The organism is Pseudomonas bananamidigenes, assembly GCF_001679645.1.
Classification (GTDB): Bacteria; Pseudomonadota; Gammaproteobacteria; order Pseudomonadales; family Pseudomonadaceae; genus Aquipseudomonas; species Aquipseudomonas bananamidigenes.
The window spans coordinates 20940-43202 of sequence record NZ_LRUN01000072.1 but is presented as its reverse complement, the minus strand read 5'-3'; the positions used below and the strand labels follow the sequence as shown (position 1 = coordinate 43202).

Genomic DNA, 22263 nt, shown 5'->3' with positions numbered 1-22263 from the left:
GATCCGACCGCAGGTTAGTCGTCCTCTTCCTATATGAATAGATCTTCCGCGTTGCTCCTTGCTTTTGTCTTCCTCAGCGGCTGCCAGGCCTTGGCCCCCGTTTCGCACGATGGCACCCCGTCGGTCGAAGACACCACGCCAGCCCCTGAAAAGCCCAAGGTTTACAGCTCGTTCAGCGAGGAAACCGTGTTCAGCCTGCTGAGTGCCGAACTCGCCGGCCAGCGCAATCGTTTCGACATCGCCTTGGACAACTACGTGACCCAGGCCATCAACACCCAGGATCCGGGCGTTTCCGAACGTGCATTCCGTATCGCCGAATACCTGGGCGCAGACCAGCCGGCCCTCGATACCGCGCTGATCTGGGCGAAAAACGCTCCCGACGACCTCGAAGCGCAACGCGCCGCCGCCGTGCAACTGGCCCGTGCCGGGCGCTATGACGACTCGATGGTCTACATGGAGAAGGTCCTGCAAGGCAAGGGTGACACCCATTTCGACTTCCTCGCCCTGTCGGCCGCCGACACCGATCAGGACACCCGCAACGGCCTGATGAAAAGTTTCGACCGCTTGTTGCAGCGTCACCCGCACAACAATCAGCTGATTTTCGGCAAGGCCCTGTTGATGCAACAGGACGGCGATCTCAAAGGTGCGTTGACCCTGCTTGAGGACAATCCGCCGGACGACGGCGAAATTGCCCCGATCCTGCTGCGCGCGCGCCTGTTGCAAGGGTTGAACCGTGGCGGCGAAGCCCTGCCGCTGCTGCAAAAGAACATCAGGAAGTATCCGGAAGACAAACGCCTGCGCCTGACTTACGCGCGGATGCTGGTGGAACAGGACCGGATGGATGACGCCAAGGTCGAGTTCTCCACCCTGGTCCAGCAATACCCGGAAGACGACGAACTGCGTTATTCGCTGGCGCTGGTCTGCCTGGAAGCCAAGGCCTGGGACGAGGCCAAGGGTTACCTGGAAGACCTGATCGCCCGGGAGAGCCACGTCGACTCGGCCCACTTGAACCTGGGTCGCATCGCCGAAGAACGCAACGACCCGCAGGGCGCACTGATCGAGTACGTCCAGGTCGGCCCCGGCAACGACTATCTGCCGGCGCAACTGCGTCAGGCCGACATCCTGATGAACAACGGCAAAACCGCCGAAGCCCAGAGCAAGCTGGCTGCCGAACGCGATGCGCAACCGGACTACGCCATCCAGTTGTACCTGATCGAAGCCGAGACCCTGTCCGCCAACAATCAGGGCGACAAAGCCTGGAAAACCCTGCAACAGGCGTTGCTTCAGTATCCGGACGACCTGAATCTGCTCTACACCCGAGCCATGCAGGCGGAAAAACGCAATGACCTGGCGCAGATGGAAAAAGACCTGCGCCAGATCATCAAGCGCGATCCGGACAATGCCATGGCGCTCAACGCCCTCGGCTACACGCTGTCGGATCGCACCACCCGTTACGCCGAAGCCAAGGCGCTGATCGAACAGGCGCACCAGATCAACCCGGAAGATCCCGCGGTACTCGACAGCCTTGGCTGGGTGAATTTCCGCATGGGGAATCTGGATGACGCCGAGAAATACCTGCGTCAGGCGCTGGAGCGTTTCCCCGATCACGAAGTCGCCGCTCACCTGGGCGAAGTCCTGTGGGCCAAAGGCAATCAGCGCGAAGCGAAACAGATTTGGGGCAAATTCCTCAAGGATCAGCCCGACAGCACCATCCTGCGCAGCACCATCAAGCGCCTGACCGGATCCGAGACTCTTTAACTCATGTTTTTGCGCCACATCATCGTTTTCAGCCTCATCGCCCTGCTCGCCGGTTGCGCGGGCTTCGGCGCCCGCGAGTCCGTCGAGGGTCATGGCAGCCCTGCACAGTGGGCCGCGAACAAACAACAACTGAGCGGCCTCGACGGCTGGCAGATCGACGGCAAGATCGGCATCCGCGCCCCGAAAGATTCGGGCAGCGGCACGCTGTTCTGGCTGCAACGCCAGGATTACTACGACATTCGCCTGTCCGGCCCGCTGGGTCGCGGCGCGGCGCGGTTGACCGGTCGCCCGGGCAAGGTTTCGCTGGAAGTCGCCAATCAGGGCCGCTATGACGCGCAGTCTCCGGAAGCGCTGCTTGAAGAACAGCTCGGCTGGAAACTGCCGGTATCGAATCTGTCCTGGTGGGTTCGCGGCCTGCCGGCTCCGGCCAGCAAGAGCCGTCTGACGCTCGATGCCGACAGTCGCCTGGCCAGCCTGGATCAGGACGGCTGGCAGGTTGAATATCTCGGTTATGCACAGCAGGACGGCTATTGGCTGCCCGAGCGCATCAAGCTGCACGGCACCGACCTGGACGTGACCCTGGTCATCAAGACCTGGCAACCACGCAAGCTGGGGCAATAAGCATGACCGCTCCACGCCTGACACTGCCTTCACCCGCCAAACTCAACCTGATGCTGCACATTCTGGGTCGCCGTGAAGACGGCTATCACGAATTGCAGACGATTTTTCAGTTTCTCGACTACGGCGACGAGATCACCTTCGCTGTTCGCGAGGATGGCGTGATCCGCCTGCACACCGAATTCGACGGCGTGCCCCACGACAGCAACCTGATCGTGCGTGCGGCGAAAAAACTGCAGGAACAATCCGGCTGCGCCCTCGGCATCGACATCTGGATCGACAAGATCCTGCCGATGGGCGGTGGCATCGGCGGCGGCAGTTCGAATGCGGCGACTACCCTGCTCGGCCTCAATCATTTGTGGCAATTGGGCTGGGATGAAGACCGGCTGGCAACGCTGGGCCTGAGCCTGGGTGCGGATGTCCCGGTCTTCGTGCGTGGGCACGCCGCTTTCGCCGAAGGTGTCGGCGAGAAACTGACCCCGGTCGAACCCGCCGAACCGTGGTATGTCGTGCTCGTGCCGCAAGTCTCTGTTAGTACGGCAGAAATTTTTTCAGATCCATTGTTGACACGTAACACGCCGCCCATTAAAGTGCGCCCCGTTCCCGAGGGAAACAGTCGAAATGACTGCTTGCCGGTGGTAGCAAGGCGTTACCCAGAAGTACGTAACGCTTTGAATTTGCTAGGTAATTTTACCGAAGCAAAACTCACCGGAACTGGAAGTTGTGTGTTTGGGGGCTTCCCAAGCAAAGCTGAAGCTGATAAAGTCTCGGCCCTTCTGACAGAGACCCTTACAGGGTTTGTAGCAAAAGGAAGCAACGTTTCGATGTTGCATCGCAAGCTGCAAAGTCTGCTCTAAAGGAACCAAGTGCCCGGCACTTGCAAGCAACAGATACAGGGGCGTCGCCAAGCGGTAAGGCAGCAGGTTTTGATCCTGCCATGCGTTGGTTCGAATCCAGCCGCCCCTGCCATTTTCTATACTCATCCAGGTTACCCTCAGCCTCTAGGTACTGCGCGTGTCCAAGATGATGGTCTTTACGGGGAACGCTAACCCCGATCTGGCTCGGCGTGTCGTACGTCAGCTGCATATCCCTCTCGGTGACATTTCTGTCGGTAAGTTTTCCGACGGCGAAATTACTGCCGAGATCAATGAAAACGTTCGTGGTAAAGACGTCTTCATTATTCAGCCGACTTGCGCTCCGACCAACGATAACCTGATGGAACTGGTAGTGATGGCTGATGCCTTCCGCCGCTCCTCGGCTACTCGTATCACTGCTGTTATTCCTTATTTTGGTTATGCCCGTCAGGATCGCCGTCCGCGTTCCGCACGTGTGGCCATCAGCGCGAAAGTCGTCGCTGATATGCTTACCGTGGTCGGCATCGACCGTGTTCTCACGGTTGATCTGCATGCTGACCAGATTCAGGGTTTCTTCGATATTCCGGTAGATAACATCTACGGCTCCCCGGTTCTGGTGGATGACATCGAAGATCAGCGCTTCGAGAACCTGATGATCGTGTCTCCGGACATTGGTGGCGTCGTGCGTGCACGTGCCGTTGCCAAGTCTCTGGGCGTGGATCTCGGGATCATCGACAAACGCCGTGAGAAAGCCAATCACTCTGAAGTGATGCATATCATCGGTGATGTCGAAGGGCGTACCTGCATCCTGGTCGATGACATGGTCGATACCGCCGGCACCCTGTGCCACGCGGCCAAGGCCCTGAAAGAGCATGGCGCAGCCAAGGTCTTTGCCTACTGCACACACCCTGTGCTGTCGGGTCGGGCCATCGAGAATATCGAAAATTCCGTGCTGGACGAGCTGGTGGTCACCAACACCATCCCGCTGTCCGCCGCAGCACAAGCCTGTGCACGTATCCGTCAACTGGATATCGCACCGGTTGTTGCCGAAGCGGTTCGCCGCATCAGCAATGAAGAATCGATCAGCGCGATGTTCCGTTAAGGGCCCTGCCCTTCTCGAAATGTCTCGTTGACGAAAAGCGCCCCGCCCCAACACGCATGTTGGGGCGGGGCTTTTTTGCCCGTGCCGCTTTGACGTCGGTCGCAGACGTCACCCGGACACGGCTATTTTGGAGATACAAAATGACTGATTTCATCCTGAACGCCCAAGCGCGTACTGACCTGGGGAAAGGTGCGAGCCGCCGCCTGCGTCACGCCGCCAGCATCCCTGCCGTTGTTTACGGTGGTGACAAGCCTGCTCAATCCCTGACCATCGTGGCCAAGGAAATCGCCAAGCTGTTCGAAAACGAAGCTGCCTTCAGCCACGTTATCGAGCTGAACGTCGATGGCACCAAGCAAAACGTCGTTGTCAAAGCCATGCAGCGTCACCCTGCCAAACAGTTCATCATGCACGCCGACTTCGTACGCGTTGTGGCCGGCAAGAAACTGACCGCTACCGTACCGGTTCACTTCATCAACGAAGAAGCTCCGGTCAAGAAAGGCGGCGAAATCTCTCACGTCGTGAACGAGATCGAAGTTTCCTGCGAAGCCAAGGATCTGCCTGAGTTCATCGAAGTCGACCTGGCCAAGGCCGAAGTCGGTTCGATCATTCACCTGTCGGACCTGAAAGCGCCTAAAGGCGTTGAATTCGTTGCTCTGGCACACGGCGATGACAAGGCTGTTGCCAACGTCCACGCTCCACGTGTTGCTCCAGAAGCTGCCGAAGGCGCTGCAGAGTAATTCACTCTGTGAAGCCGGAGTGAGCAGGTAACATCGCGGACTGGTACGTAGCGAGAAAGCGGGCGGGAACGCGGAGTTTACATCCATGGTAAATGAGCTTTTTTCGTCCGTTTTCGCCGCACTTCCCGATTGCGGCGATGTTATCCACCACTCCAAGGAAGGGCCCCTATCGTGACTGCCATCAAACTGATCGTTGGCCTGGGAAATCCAGGCGCCGAATACGAACAGACCCGGCATAACGCAGGGGCCCTTTTTGTTGAGCGCATCGCCCACGCACAGAACGTGAATCTCGTGGCCGATCGCAAGTATTTCGGCCTGACCGGGCGTTTTTCGCATCAGGGTCAGGATGTTCGTCTGCTGATTCCCACCACCTACATGAACCGCAGCGGCCAGGCCGTGGCGGCACTCGCCGGTTTCTTCCGCATCAAGCCCGAAGAAATCCTGGTGGCACACGACGAACTCGATCTGCCTCCCGGCGTCGCCAAACTCAAGGTGGGCGGCGGCCATGGCGGTCACAACGGGTTGCGCGACATCATTGCGCAATTGGGCAATCAGAATACGTTCCATCGCCTGCGGCTCGGCATCGGCCACCCAGGCGTCGCCAGTATGGTTTCAAATTTCGTCCTGGGTCGTGCGCCACGCGCCGAACAGGAAAAACTCGATGCCAGCATCGACTTTGCCCTCGGCGTGCTGCCGGATATCCTCGCCGGTGAATGGAACCGCGCGATGAAAAACCTGCACAGCCAGAAGGCCTGACTCCAATCCAAGGGGAAACACCATGGGATTCAATTGCGGCATCGTCGGCCTGCCTAACGTCGGCAAGTCCACCCTGTTCAACGCCTTGACCAAATCCGGTATCGCGGCCGAGAACTTCCCCTTCTGCACCATCGAACCGAACAGCGGTATCGTGCCGATGCCGGATCCGCGCCTGAACGCCCTGGCGGAAATCGTCAATCCGAAGCGCATCCTGCCGACCACCATGGAATTCGTCGACATCGCGGGCCTGGTGGCCGGCGCCTCGAAAGGTGAAGGCCTGGGCAACAAGTTCCTGGCCAACATCCGCGAAACCGACGCCATCGCTCACGTCGTGCGCTGCTTCGAAGACGAGAACGTGATCCACGTTTCCAACAGCGTCGACCCGAAGCGCGACATCGAAATCATCGACCTGGAACTGATCTTCGCCGACCTCGACAGCTGCGAAAAACAGCTGCAGAAAGTCGCGCGCAACGCCAAGGGCGGTGACAAGGACGCGGTAGCCCAGAAGGCCCTGCTTGAACAATTGATCCCGCACTTCACCGAAGGCAAGCCTGCACGCAGCCTGATGAAGAACATGAGCGCCGAAGAAAAGGCGATCATCAAGGGCTTCCACCTGCTGACCACCAAACCGGTCATGTACATCGCCAACGTTGCCGAAGACGGTTTCGAGAACAACCCGCACCTGGACGTGGTCAAGGCCATCGCCGAAGAAGAAGGCGCCGTGGTGGTTCCGGTGTGCAACAAGATCGAAGCGGAAATCGCCGAGCTGGAAGACGGTGAAGAGAAGGACATGTTCCTCGAGGCCCTGGGCCTGGAAGAGCCTGGCCTGAACCGCGTGATCCGCGCCGGCTACGAAATGCTGCACCTGCAGACCTACTTCACCGCCGGTGTCGAAGAAGTCCGCGCCTGGACCGTCCGCGTCGGTGCCACCGCACCACAGGCCGCCGGCGTGATCCACACCGACTTCGAAAAAGGCTTCATCCGCGCCGAAGTGATCGCCTACAACGACTTCATCCAGTACAAGGGCGAAGCGGGCACCAAGGAAGCCGGTAAATGGCGCCTGGAAGGCAAGGACTACATCGTCAAGGACGGCGACGTGATGCACTTCCGCTTCAACGTGTAAAAGCTGCAGCCCAAAAAAAGCCGCGTTCGATACGCGGCTTTTTCATGTCTGAAATTCAGCCCGTCAGGCCTTTTTGGTGCTTGGCAGGAAGATCGCCAACACCCCGAACAACGGCAGGAACGAGCACAACAAGTACACGTACTCGATACCGTAAATGTCCGCGAAATGCCCCAGCAGCGCCGCGCCAATCCCGCCAAAACCGAACATCAGCCCAAAGAACACCCCGGCAATCATCCCGACATTGCCCGGCACCAGTTCCTGCGCGTACACCACGATCGCCGAAAACGCCGAGGCCAGGATGAAACCGATCACCACGCTCAGGACACTGGTCCAGAACAGGTCGACATGGGGCATGAGCAGCGTGAACGGTGCCACGCCAAGGATCGAGAACCAGATCACCGCCTTGCGGCCGATCTTGTCCCCGATCGGCCCGCCGAAAAACGTGCCCGCCGCCACCGCGCCAAGGAACAGGAACAGGTGCAGCTGGGAGCTTGCCACCGACAGGTCGAACTTCTCGATCAGGTAGAACGTGAAGTAGCTGGTCAGACTGGCCATGTAGAAATACTTGGAGAACACCAGCAACCCGAGCACTACCAATGCACTGACCACCCTGCCCTTCGACAACCCGTGAGTGGCCGCCTGACCGGCCTTGAGCTTGAACAAATTCAAGTGATTGGCGTACCAGCGGCTGATGCGGTACAGCACGAACAGCGCAAACACCGCGAACAACCCGAACCACGCCACGTTGCCCTGCCCGAATGGAATGATGATCGCTGCCGCCAGCAACGGGCCAAATGCCGAGCCGGCGTTACCGCCGACCTGGAAGGTCGATTGCGCCAGTCCGAAACGTCCACCGGAGGCCAGCCGAGCAATACGAGAAGCTTCCGGATGGAAGGTCGAGGAACCGATGCCGATCAATGCAGCGGCAAGCAAAATCAAGGGAAAGCTGCCCACCACCGACATCATCACGATGCCGATCAGCGTACAGACCGAACCGGCCGGCAACAGCCAGGCTTTCGGATGGCGGTCGGTGTGGTAACCAACCCATGGTTGCAACAGTGATGCGGTCAGTTGAAAGGTCAGGGTGATCAGACCGACCTGAGTAAAGCTCAAGCCATAGTTGGCCTTGAGCATCGGATAAATCGACGGCAGCACCGACTGGATCAGGTCGTTGATCAAGTGCGCCAGCGCCACCGCGCCGATGATGCGCATTACCAGAGGACTGCTTTGGGGAGGAGCGGACGCCGATGTTGCGGCGGTCTGAACGTTGCTGATAGCCATGGGAATTTCCGTACAGCAGGTGGATGCACACGGGCAGGTGCGTCAATGTGCCATTTTTCGGTGCGCCCGCGCCATCCCCTTAGCCAGCTAACGAACTGTTTATTCACTGCGGCGCAAGTGATAGCGCAAAGCCATGGTCTGATTCTTGCCTTGCCTCTCAGCTTGAACGCGGTCCCCTTACAAAGGGATCGAGAATGGGAAGTTTTGCTACAGAGCCTGCCCATAGAGCGGACGAGAGTGGACTTTCGAAGCCTTTTAGCAGGGCACTGATCGCGCTCGCGACGAGTGCGATGCACGCCGATGGTGCGTGGTGTCCAGAGGAGTCATGGGGTATGCAGGCTTTCTTGTCACCGGGGATCAAATTGCTGGGGCGGTTTGGCTTCGCGCGTAAGTTCCAGTTGTTGTTTCTGTTGTTCATTCTGCCTCTGACCGGCAGCCTGTTGATGATCGGCCAGGACTATCGTGACAAGCTCAGCCTGATTTCCGGCGAACGTGCGGGCGTGCGACAACTGCTGGCCCTCGATGCGCTCGACAACCTGCTCGCCGCTCAACGCGACCGCGCCGCCCGCTGGCGTGCCACCGAAACCAACCGGCAACCGACGCCCGCGACCCTCGCCGCGATGGCTGCATTCGATGCCGTGCAACCTGCCGTCGCCCAGGCCACGCTGGATCTGGGCAACGCCTTGCACGCCGAAGGGGCGGAAGGTGAAACCCTGGCCCGTTACCAGGCCCTGCAAACCGCGCTCGGCGGACTGGATTCAAAGAGTCTGGGAGGGATCGGCTGGTGGCCGGACGGTTACGATCGCTTTACCAACGCCCTTGGCGCCCTGCAGGCATTGCGCGAACAGATCGCAATGGACAATCGCCTGATCCTCGCACCGTGGCTGGAAACCTATTTGCTGACACAGATTTCCACCCAGCATGCGCCAGACCTGATCGAGCGGGTCGGTCGGCTGGCGGCGGTCGGCCAGGCATCAGTGGTATCCGGCCAGTTCACTTTGCAAAGCCGCCTGCAACTGCGCGATCTGCGCAGCCGCATCGGCGACGCCCGGGAACAACTGGTGAAAACGGCGAGCCTGCTTGAAACGCGACTGCCAGATGCGCTGCAAGGCTGGGCCGGGCAATATCACGACAGCCTCAAGCAGCTGGATGCCGGTCTGAAAGTGCTGGATGAAGGCATGTTCGGCGGCAGCATTACGCTCAAGCCGGAAGATTTCGAGCGCAACCTGGACACGTTGCTCGGCAACCTTGCCTCGCTGCGCCAGCAATCGCTGGTGGCGCTGGACCAGCGCCTGAATGATTACCATGGCTCGGCGATCCGTCAGTTCATTGTGGTTGCGGCGATCTTCGGTTGCCTGTTGCTCGCGGCACTGTATCTGTTCGTCTGCCTGCAAGCCTCGATCCGCCGCAGCGCCAGCGGCATCACGCTGCTCGCCGAAGCGCTGCGTGACGGCAATCTGAGCCTGCAGGTGCCCGTCACGGGCCGCGATGAACTGGCCTCGATCAGCACCGCGCTCAACGTGGCCGTGGTGCAATTGCGCACCAGCCTGCTGGGCGTCGATCACGAAACCTCGCAACTGAGCAACGCGGTACGCAGCCTTAACGATCACTCCAGCGGCGCGCTCAGCGAAGTCGAAGCGCAGCAATTGCAGATCAGCCAGATCGCTGCTGCAGCCACGCAACTGGCGGCCACCTCTCAGGGTGTGGCGCAAAGTTGCGAACAAGCCTCCGGCAGCGCTCAGCAGACCCGACGCATCGCCGCCGACAGCAGCCGCGACAGCCAACGCACCACGGAGAGCATTCAACAGCTCAATCAGCGGCTGAACGAAACCGCAGCGGCGCTGGGCCGGGTCAGCGAGCAGGGGCAACAGATTCAACTGGTGGTCGATACCATTCGCGGCGTTGCCGAGCAGACCAACCTGCTGGCACTGAACGCTGCCATCGAGGCCGCCCGTGCCGGCGAACAGGGACGTGGTTTTGCCGTGGTGGCCGACGAGGTGCGCAGCCTGTCGCAACGCACGCAATCGTCCACCGCGCAGATCGCCGGTACGGTCGACAGCCTGCGCGCGACAGTCAACGAGGCAGTGAGCCTGATGGAGGCCGCCTGCGGTCAGGCACAATCGGATGCCGAAGCCGTGACGGGACTGGGCGAGCGCCTGGGGGAAATCGCCAGTGCCGTGCAGAGCGTCACCGACACCCTCGCCCAGATCGCCACGGCGGTGGAAGAACAGGCGAGCACCGCCGATGAGGTCAGCGGCAATATCCAGCAGGTCGATCAGGCAGCGGTTCGCCTGCTCGAAGGTGCGCGGGCCGTGAACCTCGCCGCGGACACCTTGAGCCAAGGCAGCCGGGCCTTGAGCGACAACACCGCACGTTTCCGGCTCAGTTGATCAGTGCCTCGGGAAAATCCTTCTCCAGTTCGGATTTGAGCCACTGAACGAACCACGCCGCATCCGCCGACAACTCGGCGGACGGCGTCAACACCCGATAGCTTTCCAGCTTCACCTGAGCCTCCACGGCGCGCACCAGTTTGCCGGACTTGAGTTCTTCGCGAACCAGAACCTCATTGGCCAACGCGATGCCCTGCCCGCTCTCGGCCACCGACAGCGCGTGATCGTTGTTGACATAGAGCAGGTCGGAATTGAGGTGAATATCCAGGTCATGGGCGGCGAACCACAGGTTCCACCACTCGCCGTCATCGACGTGGATCAACTCGTGCCGGACCAGATCGGCGGGACCGCCAAGCGGTTCGATACTCGCCAGGTACTGCGGGGTGCAGATCGGAAACACCCGCGGGCAGATCAACGCTTCACGGGAATCGGCGTACTGCCCATCGAGGCCGTAAACAATCCCGAGGTCGGCGTTCTTGCCATCCACTTCGGTGAAGGTCGAATTCGGTTCGATGGCGAATTTCAGCCCCGGACGCAGATGCCGCATGGCCTCGATGCGCGGCATCAGCCAGCGCTTGGCGAAACCCGGCACCACCATGATCCGCAGCCAGCGCTCAGCCTCTTTGGGACGCGCCTCCTTGCCGGCCTCGATGATCAACTGCAGGGCCGCGGCGATCTTGCGATGGTACTTCTCACCGGCGGGCGTCAGATTGACCCCGCGCGACGTGCGTTCGAACAGCTGAATGCCCAGCCAGTCCTCCAGCAGCTTCACATGCCGGCCAATCGCGGGTTGAGTCACGTGCAAGGCTTTCGAGGCCTCGACATAACTGCCCAGGCGGGCGGCGGCATCGAATGCGCGCACCGCATTGAGCGGCGGCAAGCGGCGGTCGGGCATGTTCCTGGCACCTGTCGGTATTAAATTAACTAACACCTGCCATGTTTAAATTGAAGTTTCGCCTCGCGCAACCCCTCGCCGATAATCGAGCCACAGCAGAACAACAAAACAGCTGGTTTCACCCCGAACGCAATCTCGATCCTGCCCAGAAAAATAATATCCATGGCCCGACCGATTCGCTGACTGACAGCGCAATCGCCGGCGATGGGGGAATCGGAGGTAACGCATGAATGCCCTGCATTCGCTGCAAACGCTGGCGGTGTCGATCCGCTCGGTGCGCAAGGTCTACGGCGATCCCGACCACGGTCCGGTGGCGTTGAAAAACATCGACCTGGACATCCGCGACAACGAATTCTTCACCCTTCTCGGCCCCTCCGGCTGCGGCAAGACCACGCTGCTGCGGATGATTGCCGGGTTCGAGTTTCCGACGCTGGGCGAGATCCTGCTCTACGGCGAAAACATCGCCGAGCGCCCGCCGTTCCAGCGCCCGGTCAACACGGTGTTCCAGCACTACGCATTGTTCCCGCACATGACCATCGCCGAAAACCTGGCCTTCGGCCTTGAATCGCACCCGATGGGCAAGGTCATGAACAAGACGCAGATCGACGAGCGGGTTCGCGAGATGCTGGGCCTGGTGCAGATGGAGCGTTTTGCCAGCCGCAAACCGGCGCAACTCTCCGGCGGTCAGCAGCAGCGCGTTGCCCTCGCCCGCGCTCTGGCGCCACATCCCAAGGTGCTGTTGCTTGACGAACCGCTGTCGGCACTGGATCTCAAGCTGCGCCAGGCCATGCGCGAAGAGCTGAAGAGCATTCAGGCCAGAACCGGCATCACCTTCATCTTCGTCACCCATGACCAGGAAGAAGCGCTGACCATGTCCGACCGCATCGCCGTACTGTCCGAAGGCGAAGTGCAACAGGTCGGGCGCCCCGAGGACATCTACGAACGGCCGCGCAATCGCTTCGTGGCCGACTTCATAGGCGAAACCAACTTCATCCAGGTCACGGTCACTCGGGTCGAGGATGGCATGGCCTGGTTCGCCGGACCGACCGGACATCCTTTGCCGGCACAACCGTGCAACGACGTGAAACCGGGCACCACTGTGACCCTGTCGGTTCGCCCCGAGCGCCTGCACCTGGTGCCCGCCAACACAGAGACTGCGTTGCCGTGCCGGGTCGAAGCGCAGATCTATCTGGGCACCGACCTGCAATACCAGGTCAGCCTCGGCGACGGTTCGCGCCTCACCGTGCGCACACCCAACTGCGTCGATCAGAGCCTGCGTTTTGCCGTCGGCAGTCAGGCCGGTCTGCTGTTCGACCGGGGAAGCGCCAGCGTCCTGCACGATTGAGCCCGAGGAGTTGCCATGCACGCCTTACCGATAACCCACACGCTTGAACGCCGACGGGCGTTCCAGAGCTTCCTCGGTGTCAGCCCGGCGCTGATCGCCATTGCACTGTTTCTGGTGGTGCCGATCCTGATCGTCATCGGGTACTCGCTAATGGAAGCCAACCCCTACGGCGGGGTCAACAAGGTGTTCAGCAGCGACGCCTACACCTCCCTGCTGTTCGAGCGGCAGATGGACGATAGTCTGGCCTTTGCCGACTCCTACTTGATCATCGCCCTGCGCTCGGTCGGGATTGCCGGCCTGACCACCGTCATCACGCTGCTGATCGGTTTTCCGGTGGCGGTATGGCTGGCCATGCAACCGGCGCATCGGCGGGGTCTGTTGATCTTCCTGATCACGGTGCCGTTCTGGGCCAACCTGCTGATCCGCACTTACGCGTGGATTCTGCTGTTGCGTAACACCGGGGTGATCAACAACAGCCTGATGGGCATGGGTGTCATCCATGAGCCGCTGCAGTTGCTGTACACCGACGGCGCCGTGCTGCTGGGGCTGGTTTACACCTATGCGCCCTTCGTGGTTCTGCCGATCTACGCCACGCTGGAAAAGATGGATATCCGTCTGCTCGAGGCCGCTCAGGACCTCTATGCCGGGCGCCTGCGCACCTTGCGCAAAGTGGTGCTGCCGATCGCCAGACCGGGCATTCTCGCCGGTGCCATTCTCACCTTCGTGCCGTGCCTGGGCGCGATGATCGCCCCCGAACTGCTCGGCGGCGGTACGCGGATGATGCTCGGCAACCTGATCTTCCGGCAGTTCAGCGATGCCCGTAACTGGCCGTTCGGCGCGGCATTGTCGCTGGTGCTGATGGCGGCAGTGATGCTGGTCCTGACGGTCTATGCCCTGCGCGCCGAACGCCAGCGCATCGCCAAAGGAGGTGCGTGATGACCGGTCTGTTCAAACGCAAGGGCCTGGGCGTACAGGATTTCCCCGGATTCGGCGGTTTCAGTTTCCTGTTCTACCTGTACCTCTACGCGCCGATCGTGGTGCTGGTGGTGTTCTCGTTCAACGCCAACCAGTCGGCCACGGTATGGACCGGGTTCAGCCTCGACTGGTATCGCGCCGCGTTCGCCAATCAGGCATTGCGCCAGGCGGCCGGCAACAGTCTGCTGATCGCGGTGTGCGCGAGCATGGTCGCCACGGCGATTGCCACCCTCGCGGCCCTCGGTACCTCACGGGGCGCGAAGTTCAAGGGCCTGCAACTGTCGATGGGCGCGATCATGCTGCCGCTGGTGCTGCCTGAAATCGTCGTCGGCGTCGCCACGCTCGCGCTGTTCTCCACCATCGGCCTGTCGCTCGGCTACGGCAACCTGATCATCGCCCATACGGTGTTCTGCATTCCGTTTGCCTACCTGCCGATCCGGGCACGGCTGAACGACATGGACCTGTCATTGGAACAAGCCTCGGCCGACCTGTATGCCGGGCCATGGCGAACCTTTCGCAAAGTCACCCTGCCGCTGCTGATGCCGGGGATTTTCTCCGGGCTGATGCTGGCCTTCATCGTCTCGCTGGATAACTTCGTGATCTCGATGATGGTCTCCCAGGCCGGCACCACAACGCTGCCGATCTTCATTTTCGGCCTGTTGCGCATGGGCGTGACACCCGACGTCAACGCCGTATCGACCCTGATCCTGGGCGTCTCGGTGCTGTTTGTCAGCCTGTCTTACCTGCTGGGCAAAAAGAACGCCTGAACCGTCCAAGAACCGTGGGGAAATAGCATGAGCAAGTGGATAAAAAGCGTCGGCACTTCGTTGTTCCTGACTGTGCCGCTGGTCATGGCCGGGAGTGTTCAGGCCGCCGAGAAACTCAATGTGGTGAGCTGGAGCGGTTACTTTTCACCGGAGATTCTCGCCAAATTCCAGAAGCAGACCGGCATCGAAGTCACCGTCGACTCCTACGACTCCAACGAGACGCTGCTGGCCAAACTGAAACAGGGCGGCGCCGGTTACGACGTGGCGATTCCCTCGCACCAGTTCATTCCGATCCTGATCAAGGAAAACCTGCTGGAGCGCTTCGATCCGGTCAAGGAGCCGTACTACGCCGGAGTGGTCGACAATCTGAAAAAACCGAGCTGGGACCCGGAAGGCGCCTACTCGGTACCGTTCATCTGGGGCACTACCAGCGTGGTGCTCGACAGTGGCCGCTACAAAGGCCCGGCCGACAGCTACAAGGTGCTCTATGAGCCGCCCGCCGAGCTGCAGGGACGGATCAACATGTTCGACTCGGTCAGCGACATGGTCGACATGGCCAGCCTGTACCTGAACATTCCGCTGTGCAGCGAAGACCCGAAACAGATGCAGCAGATCCTCACGCTGCTCAAGGCGCAGAAGCCATTCGTCAAAACCTACAGTTCCAAGGCCGGTTCGATCCGCGAGAACCTCGCCTCGGGCGAAATCGATATGTCGATGTTCTGGGGTGGATCGTCGATGCGCGCCCGTGAGATGAAACCGAGCCTGAAGTACCTGTACCCGAAAGAAGGCGTTCTGGCCTGGGTCGACAACATGGTCATCCCTGCCGGCAGCAAGAATCCGGCGAATGCCAAGGCGTTCATCGCGTTTCTCAGTCAGCCGGAAAACTCGGCGATGACCCAGAACTTCCTCAAGCATCAAAGCCCGATCAAAGGCGTCGAACCGTTCCTCGATGCGAACCTCAAGGATGCACCGGAACTGCATATTCCCGAGGGCACCCACGTAGTGTTCAGCAAGACCTGCGGTGAAGGCGCGATCCGTCTGGCGGACCGTCTGTGGACCAACCTGATGCGTTGATTTCTGCCGCCCCGGCACGAAGCCGGGGCGTTTCTCCAGCCGTCTGAAGGGCGCCGTTGTCATGAACTCCAATAACATCAGCGAACTGGTCCTGTTGCAGGCCATCGAGCTCGCCGAACGCATCCGCCTGCGCCAGGTTTCCTGCCGCGAAGTGATGCAGACTTATCTTGCCCATATCGAGCGGTTCAACCCGCCAGTCAACGCATTGATCAGCCTGCAGGCACCGGAAGATCTGCTGGCCCAGGCCGACACACGGGACGCCGAACTGAGCCGGGGCCAATACCGGGGCTGGATGCACGGCCTGCCCCACGCCATCAAGGATCTGTCGCTGACCCGCGGCATCCGCACCACGCTGGGCTCACCGTTGTTCAAGGACTTCATTCCCGAGCGTGACGGCATCATGGTCGAGCGGATCAAGGCCGCCGGCGCGATCATCATCGGCAAGACCAACACTCCGGAGTTCGGCCTCGGGTCGCAGAGCTACAATCCGTTGTTCGGCGCCACCGGCTGCGCCTATGACCCGAGCAAAACCGCCGGTGGCAGCAGCGGTGGCGCGGCGGCGGCGCTGGCGACGCATCTGGTACCGGTGGCCGACGGCAGCGACATGATGGGCTCGCTGCGCAACCCGGCAGCGTTCAACAACATTTTCGGTTTTCGTCCGTCTCAGGGTCGCGTGCCGTTCGATGACAGCGCCGACCTGTTCTTCGATCAACTCGGCTATGAAGGGCCCATGGCGCGCAGCGTGCGCGATGCCGCGATGCTGCTGTCGGTGCAGGCCGGCGGGGATGCGCGGGCACCGCTGTCGATCCGGGAATCCGGTGAGGCCTTTACAGCGCCGCTGGAGCGCGACTTCACCGGTACAAGGATCGGCTGGCTCGGTGACTTCGGCGGGTACCTGCCCATGGAGAACGGCATTCTCGCGTTGTGTGAAAAGACTTTCGCTGACTTCGAAAGCCTGGGTTGCCGGATCGAGCCGGCGCGTGCGGAATTTGCTCCTGAAAAATTGTGGAACAGCTGGCGCACCTTGCGCCACTGGATGGTCGCCGGCTCGCTTGGCGCGGCGTACGCCGATCCGCAGAAACGGGCGCTGCTGAAACCCGAAGCCTGCTGGGAAGTGGAAAACGGCCTGAAGCTCTCGGCCAGCGAAGTGTTTGCCGCCTCGGTGGTGCGCAGTGACTGGTATCGGGCAATCTCCCGCTTGTTCGAGCAGTACGACTATCTGCTGCTGCCCAGCGCGCAGGTCTTCCCGTTCGACAAATCACAACCATGGCCGACCACGATCGGGGGCGTGAACATGGACACTTATCATCGCTGGATGGAGGTGGTGATACCCGGCACCTTGTCCGGCTGCCCGGTGGCCAGCGTCCAGGCCGGCTTCAGTGCCCACGGGTTGCCGACGGGATTGCAGATCATCGGCCGGCACCAGGCGGACTTCGCCGTTCTGCAACTGGCGCACGCGTATGAGCAGGCCAGTCGCTGGTTCCGACGCTGCCCTTCGCCGCTGTTGAACGCCTGATTTTGATAAACGGTTGAAAGCGTAGAAAAAATTTTGAAATTTACGCTTGACGCTTTTCCATTTCAGGGGAATAATGCGCGCCACTTGGCTACATAGCTCAGTTGGTTAGAGCATAGCATTCATAATGCTGGGGTCCGGGGTTCAAGTCCCTGTGTAGCCACCAAGTACCAAAAACGGCTTACCGCAAGGTAAGCCGTTTTTTTATGCCCCGAGAAAAGCGATCCTCCGGGCGAACTGACCAGATTCCGTAGGACCAGGGTGCGAAAGACGTACGAAGAGGATTTTTCGTTCAAGCAAGCACCGGAATCGAATTGATCACCGTTCAGCCTGACCGACAAGCTCCCCTGTCTCGATCCCAAGACAGGGAATTGTCATGGACCTGGACAAATACCTTTTCGACGATGAATGGCATCGAAAGCGCTGGAATGGCGGTGCCTCGTGGGCCGCCTGGAATCCACCCCAAGAGCCAGAACCCCTCTGCGTTCCAACGGATGAATGGCCCACCCCAAAACCCCGCGACGATCTGGTATTTGCCAAATCCTGCACACCGGATAACTGGTGTCGAACGGATGCCGGCACGACACCCGAGCCCGCCTCAAGTTTTGGCAAGGTCATGGTGGCGGGCGCCATGCGTGTTCCTGCTGCCAGCCATGACGTAGCGAAGGCAATCGGCGCTGATCTGGCCTTGGGGCGCATGGCCGGTGGTGGCATCCTGCAGCAGCGTCTCAACTGGGCCTTGCGTGTCGCCGGCGGCCCGGCCAGCCTGTTTATTCTCGCCTTGCTGCCGACCCGTATGGGCGACGGCACGCTCTACACCGACGATCAGTTACGCGCCCTGCCTCGCGCAACCACTCGCGTGCGCTTCCAGTTCCGACGCGATGCTGAAGGCGTCATGCAGGTCTACGGCATCCACACCGGCGCCTCGGGCGACGACTCGGTACGTACCGTAAAAGTCCAGTGGAACAGCGACAAGACCGCCATGGAGGCGAAGCTCAACGGCATCACCATTCTGTGGACACCGCAACGCGGGCCGCTGGGAGCGATGCCGCCGCTGGTTTATCCGGAGCACGGCGAGCCACTGAGCACGATCCTCGTCCACCCGATCGCCGCGAACACCGACAGCCAGATAGAAATCCTGCCCGGCGAAGACATCACCGCCGAAGACTGCATTCTGGTGTTTCCGGCGGAAACCGGGCTGAAGTCGTTGTATGTGGTGTTTTCGAAACCGGCCAGGTTGATGCCGGGGACGGTGACGGGAGTTGGGGAGGATGTTTCCGGGATATGGCTGGCGGGAGCGGGGACAGGGATTGGAGCGCCAATTCCGACGCGAATTGCGGACAGACTCAGAGTGAGGGAGTTTTCAAACTTCGACGCGTTCAGAAAAGCATTCTGGCAAGCCGTACGGGATGATCCAGAGCTTTTCGATCAGTTCAATTCGGATGCCCAAGATCGTTTAATGTCGGGCAACGCGCCAGTGGTTCGAGACAGAGAGTCTGTAGGCACACGAGGGGTATTTGAAATACACCACGTTGAGCGAGTCGCCGATGGCGGCGCTGTCTACGATATAGACAACCTGCGGATCAACACCCCTAGAAATCACATCTTTCAACACAAAAGACAGTGAATGCACATGGAAAAAATATCTGAATACACTGAAACCCAATTTATCCGTTTCATCGAAAAAATACGTGTCACGAACAAAAGTGGATCGGATACGGAGCTTGGCGAGCTGCTGGCACAATTCAGAAAGCTTACCGGCCACCCGGATGGCACCGACCTGATTTTTTTTCCCGAACCCGGAGAAGACAACTCTGCCGAGGGCATTGCGAAGACCGTAAAAGAATGGCGCGCCGCCAACGGACTGCCTGGCTTCAAGCAGTAACCCTCCGGCATCCATAATCAAAACTGCCGCGCACCACCAGGCAGCCAAAACGGCTTACCGAAAGGCAAGCCGTTTGTTCATGCCTCGCCCGCTAAAGCCCTGAGCCCCTTCGCCCATATCTGCCGCGTGCGCAACCCCACCATCGCCCGCCAGTCCGGATCCGCCGGATAGAACTGCTCCAGCAGACTCGACTTGATCGCCCGCCCGGTCGCATCCAGCGGATCGCCGTGCAGATGCAGCCAGTGATCGTCGCGCAAGTAGCGATGTACATCCGGCCCCGGGTAAGTCCCGCACTCGATCACAAACGGCATCAACTGCACTCCCGGCAGCGCATCGAGCAGCGCCTGCGAGGTGTACCCGGTGGCGGTCGCCGCAACACCGGTTTCGCTCAAGGTTTCGGCACCGGTGTGCAGGGTATAGAGCCATGGGCCATAGATCGATTGCGCTTTGGGCAACGCCGGATACGGCGCCCGGGTGATCGTCAGCAGCATCGGATGGCCGTACTCGCCGGCGCCGGTGTGCAGGTCGAAACACATCACGGTTTGAGCACCGGCCAAGTGGTTCTCGATGATCTGATGCAACGTGCGATTCGACCAGCTCGGCGCGATGCCACCGAAGAACAGACCATCGGGATGAGTATGCTGACCGCCCTCGACAATCGACATCACCGCCGGCCAGCCGTGCTCGGCGATTTGCGCAGCGAGCAAGGCATCGGCACGCTGCCGCTCGGGACCGTTCAAATCGGCGCAGGCGTAAATCTCGTGCAGCCTGGCGTAAGCCTGGTTGTCCGGCAGGGGCTGACCGAAATCCAGGTGATTGCGATTGAGGTCAATGTTGTCTTCGTTGACCCGCCGCAGCCATGCAGTGCCCCACGGGTTGATCAGGTGAATCATCACCACCGCCACATCCTTCGGTAAAGAACCGGGCGTGAACTGTTTCAACCAGTCGATCTGACACTCAGAACCGTAATAACCCTCCACCCCGTGAGTGCCACTGAGCGCCACCAGACGTCGCTTGGCTTGCGGATCCCCCAGCACTGCCACATCAGTGCTCAACGGCTCACCAAACGGCCCGCAACGCGGATGGGCGTAGGCGCTGAGCGTCGCGCCGGCCGTGTTGGCGGCGGCAAGAAACTGTTCGCGCTGCTGGCGGTAGCTGGAGTGGCTCGGAAACTCGCTGTGCATGCTGGCCTCTTGTTGATTGTTCTGGCTTCTCGCTGGCCTCTGACCCTACAGAAAATTCGCCAAGGCATGAAGGACAAACATACCGACGGTTTGCGTCCTGCACGGTCGGCCGATACAGTCCGTCAGACTTTTATCCCACGGACGGAGAGCCCCGCGTGTTTCCAGCCCTGCCCCTGAGCCGCTTTCGCCTGCCGGCACTGACCCTGATTGTCAGCACCCTCACCCTCGCCGCCTGCAACGCCCCACCCTCTTCGACCCTGCCGCTGGCACCGGAAGCCGCCTCCGGTTACCGCGCAGGTCTGCAAGCCAGTCACGCCGATAAACATATGGCTGCTGCGGCAAATCCATTGGCCGCAGCAGCGGGACGCGAAATGTTGCGTCAGGGCGGTTCGGCGATTGATGCCGCCATTGCGATGCAAGCCGTGCTGACCCTGGTCGAACCGCAATCCTCCGGGATCGGCGGCGGCGCGATGATCGTGCTGTGGGATGGCAAGCAAGTGCGTACCTATGACGGTCGCGAGACCGCACCGGCCGGCGCTACCGAGAAGTTGTTCCTGCAGGCCGATGGCAAACCGATGCCGTTCCCGCAGGCACAGATCGGCGGACGTTCAGTCGGCACGCCGGGTGTGCTGCGCGCACTGGAACTGGCGCACAAACAACATGGCCGGCTGCCATGGGCCACGTTGTTCGAGCCAGCGATCAAACTCGCCGAGCAGGGTTTTGCGATTTCTCCGCGACTGCATTCGTTGCTGGAATCCGACCCGGTGATCCGCCACTCGCCGGACATGGCCGCGTACTTCCTCAACAGCGACGGCAGCGTCAAAGCCATCGGCACACGACTGCAGAACCCTGCGTTGGCCGCCGTGCTCAGACGCATCGCCAAGGAAGGTGCAGACGCACTTTACAAAGGTCCGATCGCCGAGGAGATCGTGGCCAAGGTGCAGGGCCACAGCAACCCCGGCAGCCTGTCGCTTAAGGACCTTCAGCACTATCAAGCCAAAGAGCGCGCACCGCTGTGTACCGATTACAAACGCTGGCAGGTTTGCGGGATGCCGCCGCCATCCTCGGGCGGAATTGCGGTGGCGCAGATCCTCGGCACTTTACAGGCGCTGGAAACCCGCGATCCGCGCCTGTCCCTGACACCACTCAAACCCGTGAAGACCGATAAACCGGCCGGCCTCGAACCGGTACCGCAAGCCGTCCACCTGATCGCCGAAGCCGAACGCCTGGCGTATGCCGACCGCGCGCAATATGTCGCCGATACCGACTTCGTACCGGTACCGGTCAAAGGTCTGGTCGACCCGGGCTATCTGGCCAGTCGCGCCAGCCTGATCGGCGATCGCAGTATGGGCAGCGCCAAACCGGGCACACCACCAGGCGTGCAGGTTGCCTACGCACCGGACCGCTCGCCGCTGCGCATTTCCACCTCGCAAGTGGTCGCCGTGGATGATTTCGGTGGTGCGGTGTCGATGACCACAACCATCGAAGCGGCATTCGGCTCGCACCTGATGGTGCAGGGCTTCTTGCTCAACAACCAGATGACCGACTTCTCGTTCATCCCTGAAGAGAACGGACAGAAAGTCGCCAACCGCGTGGAGCCCGGCAAACGCCCGCGCTCGTCTATGGCACCGACCCTGATCTTCGACCGCAACAGCAGCGAGTTCGTCGCCACCGTCGGCTCTCCGGGCGGCTCGCAGATCATCGAATACGTGGCCAAGACCACCGTCGGCCTGCTCGACTGGAACCTCGACCCGCAAAGCGCCATCAGCCTGCCCAACTTCGGCAGCCGCAACGGGCCGACAGAACTGGAACAGGGCCAGTTCACCCCAACACTGATCCAGGCACTCAAGGACAAGGGTCACACTGTGAGCGAAATCGACATGACCAGCGGCACCCAGGCCATTGTGCGGGTCAAGGATGCGCAGGGGAAATCAACACTGGCCGGTGGGGCGGATCCACGGCGTGAAGGGGTGGCGTTGGGGGACTGAAATCGCTTCCGCCAACTG

At 60.6% G+C, this 22263-nt stretch carries 19 protein-coding genes and 2 tRNA genes; 18 read left to right on the top strand and 3 right to left on the bottom strand.

The genetic code is table 11. The features are described from left to right. Window positions 1-33: 33 nt before the first annotated feature. From BBF94_RS22690 to ychF, 8 genes are all read left to right on the top strand, one after another. The gene (locus BBF94_RS22690) at window positions 34-1758 is read left to right on the top strand and encodes a tetratricopeptide repeat protein (protein ID WP_065261200.1); all 1725 of its coding nucleotides are present in this window, start codon (window positions 34-36) and stop codon (window positions 1756-1758) included. 3 nt (window positions 1759-1761) lie between these two features. Then, window positions 1762-2379, top strand: a complete 618-nt coding sequence (gene lolB / locus BBF94_RS22685) for a lipoprotein insertase outer membrane protein LolB (RefSeq protein ID WP_065261199.1) — start codon at window positions 1762-1764, stop codon at window positions 2377-2379. 2 nt (window positions 2380-2381) lie between these two features. Then, on the top strand, window positions 2382-3233 hold the full coding sequence (gene ispE, locus BBF94_RS22680) for a 4-(cytidine 5'-diphospho)-2-C-methyl-D-erythritol kinase (RefSeq protein WP_065261198.1): 852 nt from the start codon (window positions 2382-2384) through the stop codon (window positions 3231-3233). A gap of 37 nt (window positions 3234-3270) precedes the next feature. After that, a tRNA-Gln gene (locus tag BBF94_RS22675) sits at window positions 3271-3345 on the top strand. A gap of 45 nt (window positions 3346-3390) precedes the next feature. Next, window positions 3391-4332, top strand: coding sequence for a ribose-phosphate pyrophosphokinase (locus BBF94_RS22670; RefSeq protein ID WP_003171603.1), 942 nt, complete (start codon window positions 3391-3393; stop codon window positions 4330-4332). A 140-nt stretch (window positions 4333-4472) separates the two neighbouring features. Further along, window positions 4473-5069 carry a 50S ribosomal protein L25/general stress protein Ctc gene (locus BBF94_RS22665; protein ID WP_065261197.1) on the top strand — a complete coding sequence of 199 codons (597 nt, stop codon included), beginning with the start codon at window positions 4473-4475 and terminating at the stop codon, window positions 5067-5069. Window positions 5070-5240: 171 nt separating this feature from the next. Further along, window positions 5241-5825, top strand: coding sequence for an aminoacyl-tRNA hydrolase (gene pth / locus BBF94_RS22660; protein WP_007951726.1), 585 nt, complete (start codon window positions 5241-5243; stop codon window positions 5823-5825). Window positions 5826-5847: 22 nt separating this feature from the next. Next, a complete protein-coding gene (ychF, locus tag BBF94_RS22655) occupies window positions 5848-6948 on the top strand; it encodes a redox-regulated ATPase YchF (protein WP_065261196.1) in 1101 nt (366 codons plus the stop codon). 63 nt (window positions 6949-7011) lie between these two features. On the opposite strand, the gene BBF94_RS22650 is transcribed toward ychF, so the two are convergent. Beyond that, window positions 7012-8229 (bottom strand): MFS transporter, encoded by a 1218-nt coding sequence (locus BBF94_RS22650; protein ID WP_065261195.1) that lies wholly within the window; start codon window positions 8227-8229, stop codon window positions 7012-7014. A 332-nt stretch (window positions 8230-8561) separates the two neighbouring features. Between BBF94_RS22650 and BBF94_RS22645 the strand changes: the two genes are divergently transcribed. Beyond that, window positions 8562-10619, top strand: a complete 2058-nt coding sequence (locus BBF94_RS22645; protein ID WP_065261194.1) for a methyl-accepting chemotaxis protein — start codon at window positions 8562-8564, stop codon at window positions 10617-10619. On the opposite strand, the gene BBF94_RS22640 is transcribed toward BBF94_RS22645, so the two are convergent. Further along, the gene (locus tag BBF94_RS22640) at window positions 10612-11514 is read right to left on the bottom strand and encodes a LysR substrate-binding domain-containing protein (RefSeq protein WP_065261193.1); all 903 of its coding nucleotides are present in this window, start codon (window positions 11512-11514) and stop codon (window positions 10612-10614) included. The genes BBF94_RS22645 and BBF94_RS22640 overlap by 8 nt on opposite strands. A 226-nt stretch (window positions 11515-11740) precedes the next feature. Between BBF94_RS22640 and BBF94_RS22635 the strand changes: the two genes are divergently transcribed. From BBF94_RS22635 to BBF94_RS22600, 8 genes are all read left to right on the top strand, one after another. Next, entirely contained in the window at window positions 11741-12859 is a 1119-nt protein-coding gene (locus BBF94_RS22635; RefSeq protein WP_065261192.1) for an ABC transporter ATP-binding protein, read from the top strand. A gap of 15 nt (window positions 12860-12874) precedes the next feature. Next, window positions 12875-13795: an ABC transporter permease gene (locus tag BBF94_RS22630; protein ID WP_065261191.1), complete on the top strand. Its 921-nt coding sequence runs from the start codon at window positions 12875-12877 to the stop codon at window positions 13793-13795. Next, entirely contained in the window at window positions 13795-14601 is an 807-nt protein-coding gene (locus BBF94_RS22625) for an ABC transporter permease (RefSeq protein ID WP_065261190.1), read from the top strand. The genes BBF94_RS22630 and BBF94_RS22625 overlap by 1 nt, the downstream gene beginning before the upstream one ends. A gap of 27 nt (window positions 14602-14628) precedes the next feature. Then, window positions 14629-15675 carry an ABC transporter substrate-binding protein gene (locus BBF94_RS22620; RefSeq protein WP_065261189.1) on the top strand — a complete coding sequence of 349 codons (1047 nt, stop codon included), beginning with the start codon at window positions 14629-14631 and terminating at the stop codon, window positions 15673-15675. A 61-nt stretch (window positions 15676-15736) separates the two neighbouring features. After that, window positions 15737-17191 (top strand): amidase, encoded by a 1455-nt coding sequence (locus BBF94_RS22615; RefSeq protein WP_065261188.1) that lies wholly within the window; start codon window positions 15737-15739, stop codon window positions 17189-17191. An 86-nt stretch (window positions 17192-17277) separates the two neighbouring features. After that, window positions 17278-17354: transfer RNA gene (locus tag BBF94_RS22610), tRNA-Met, on the top strand. 210 nt (window positions 17355-17564) lie between these two features. Continuing rightward, on the top strand, window positions 17565-18815 hold the full coding sequence (locus BBF94_RS27350) for an S-type pyocin domain-containing protein (protein WP_082302455.1): 1251 nt from the start codon (window positions 17565-17567) through the stop codon (window positions 18813-18815). A 6-nt stretch (window positions 18816-18821) separates the two neighbouring features. Beyond that, entirely contained in the window at window positions 18822-19073 is a 252-nt protein-coding gene (locus BBF94_RS22600; RefSeq protein WP_082302456.1) for a bacteriocin immunity protein, read from the top strand. Window positions 19074-19150: 77 nt separating this feature from the next. Here the strand turns inward: BBF94_RS22600 and BBF94_RS22595 are convergent, their stop codons facing one another. After that, a complete protein-coding gene (locus BBF94_RS22595) occupies window positions 19151-20257 on the bottom strand; it encodes a M14 family metallopeptidase (RefSeq protein ID WP_065261186.1) in 1107 nt (368 codons plus the stop codon). A gap of 155 nt (window positions 20258-20412) precedes the next feature. Between BBF94_RS22595 and ggt the strand changes: the two genes are divergently transcribed. Continuing rightward, window positions 20413-22245: a gamma-glutamyltransferase gene (ggt, locus tag BBF94_RS22590; RefSeq protein ID WP_065261185.1), complete on the top strand. Its 1833-nt coding sequence runs from the start codon at window positions 20413-20415 to the stop codon at window positions 22243-22245. Window positions 22246-22263: the final 18 nt, after the last annotated feature.

Excerpts from the sequence above, each read along its gene's own strand:
- BBF94_RS22690 (WP_065261200.1), top strand. The coding sequence starts at position 34 with ATGAATAGATCTTCCGCGTTGCTCCTTGCTTTTGTCTTCCTCAGCGGC.
- lolB (WP_065261199.1), top strand. The coding sequence starts at position 1,762 with ATGTTTTTGCGCCACATCATCGTTTTCAGCCTCATCGCCCTGCTCGCC.
- ispE (WP_065261198.1), top strand. The coding sequence starts at position 2,382 with ATGACCGCTCCACGCCTGACACTGCCTTCACCCGCCAAACTCAACCTG.
- BBF94_RS22665 (WP_065261197.1), top strand. The coding sequence starts at position 4,473 with ATGACTGATTTCATCCTGAACGCCCAAGCGCGTACTGACCTGGGGAAA.
- ychF (WP_065261196.1), top strand. The coding sequence starts at position 5,848 with ATGGGATTCAATTGCGGCATCGTCGGCCTGCCTAACGTCGGCAAGTCC.
- BBF94_RS22650 (WP_065261195.1), bottom strand. The coding sequence starts at position 8,229 with ATGGCTATCAGCAACGTTCAGACCGCCGCAACATCGGCGTCCGCTCCT.
- BBF94_RS22645 (WP_065261194.1), top strand. The coding sequence starts at position 8,562 with ATGCAGGCTTTCTTGTCACCGGGGATCAAATTGCTGGGGCGGTTTGGC.
- BBF94_RS22640 (WP_065261193.1), bottom strand. The coding sequence starts at position 11,514 with ATGCCCGACCGCCGCTTGCCGCCGCTCAATGCGGTGCGCGCATTCGAT.
- BBF94_RS22635 (WP_065261192.1), top strand. The coding sequence starts at position 11,741 with ATGAATGCCCTGCATTCGCTGCAAACGCTGGCGGTGTCGATCCGCTCG.
- BBF94_RS22630 (WP_065261191.1), top strand. The coding sequence starts at position 12,875 with ATGCACGCCTTACCGATAACCCACACGCTTGAACGCCGACGGGCGTTC.
- BBF94_RS22625 (WP_065261190.1), top strand. The coding sequence starts at position 13,795 with ATGACCGGTCTGTTCAAACGCAAGGGCCTGGGCGTACAGGATTTCCCC.
- BBF94_RS22620 (WP_065261189.1), top strand. The coding sequence starts at position 14,629 with ATGAGCAAGTGGATAAAAAGCGTCGGCACTTCGTTGTTCCTGACTGTG.
- BBF94_RS22615 (WP_065261188.1), top strand. The coding sequence starts at position 15,737 with ATGAACTCCAATAACATCAGCGAACTGGTCCTGTTGCAGGCCATCGAG.
- BBF94_RS27350 (WP_082302455.1), top strand. The coding sequence starts at position 17,565 with ATGGACCTGGACAAATACCTTTTCGACGATGAATGGCATCGAAAGCGC.
- BBF94_RS22600 (WP_082302456.1), top strand. The coding sequence starts at position 18,822 with ATGGAAAAAATATCTGAATACACTGAAACCCAATTTATCCGTTTCATC.
- BBF94_RS22595 (WP_065261186.1), bottom strand. The coding sequence starts at position 20,257 with ATGCACAGCGAGTTTCCGAGCCACTCCAGCTACCGCCAGCAGCGCGAA.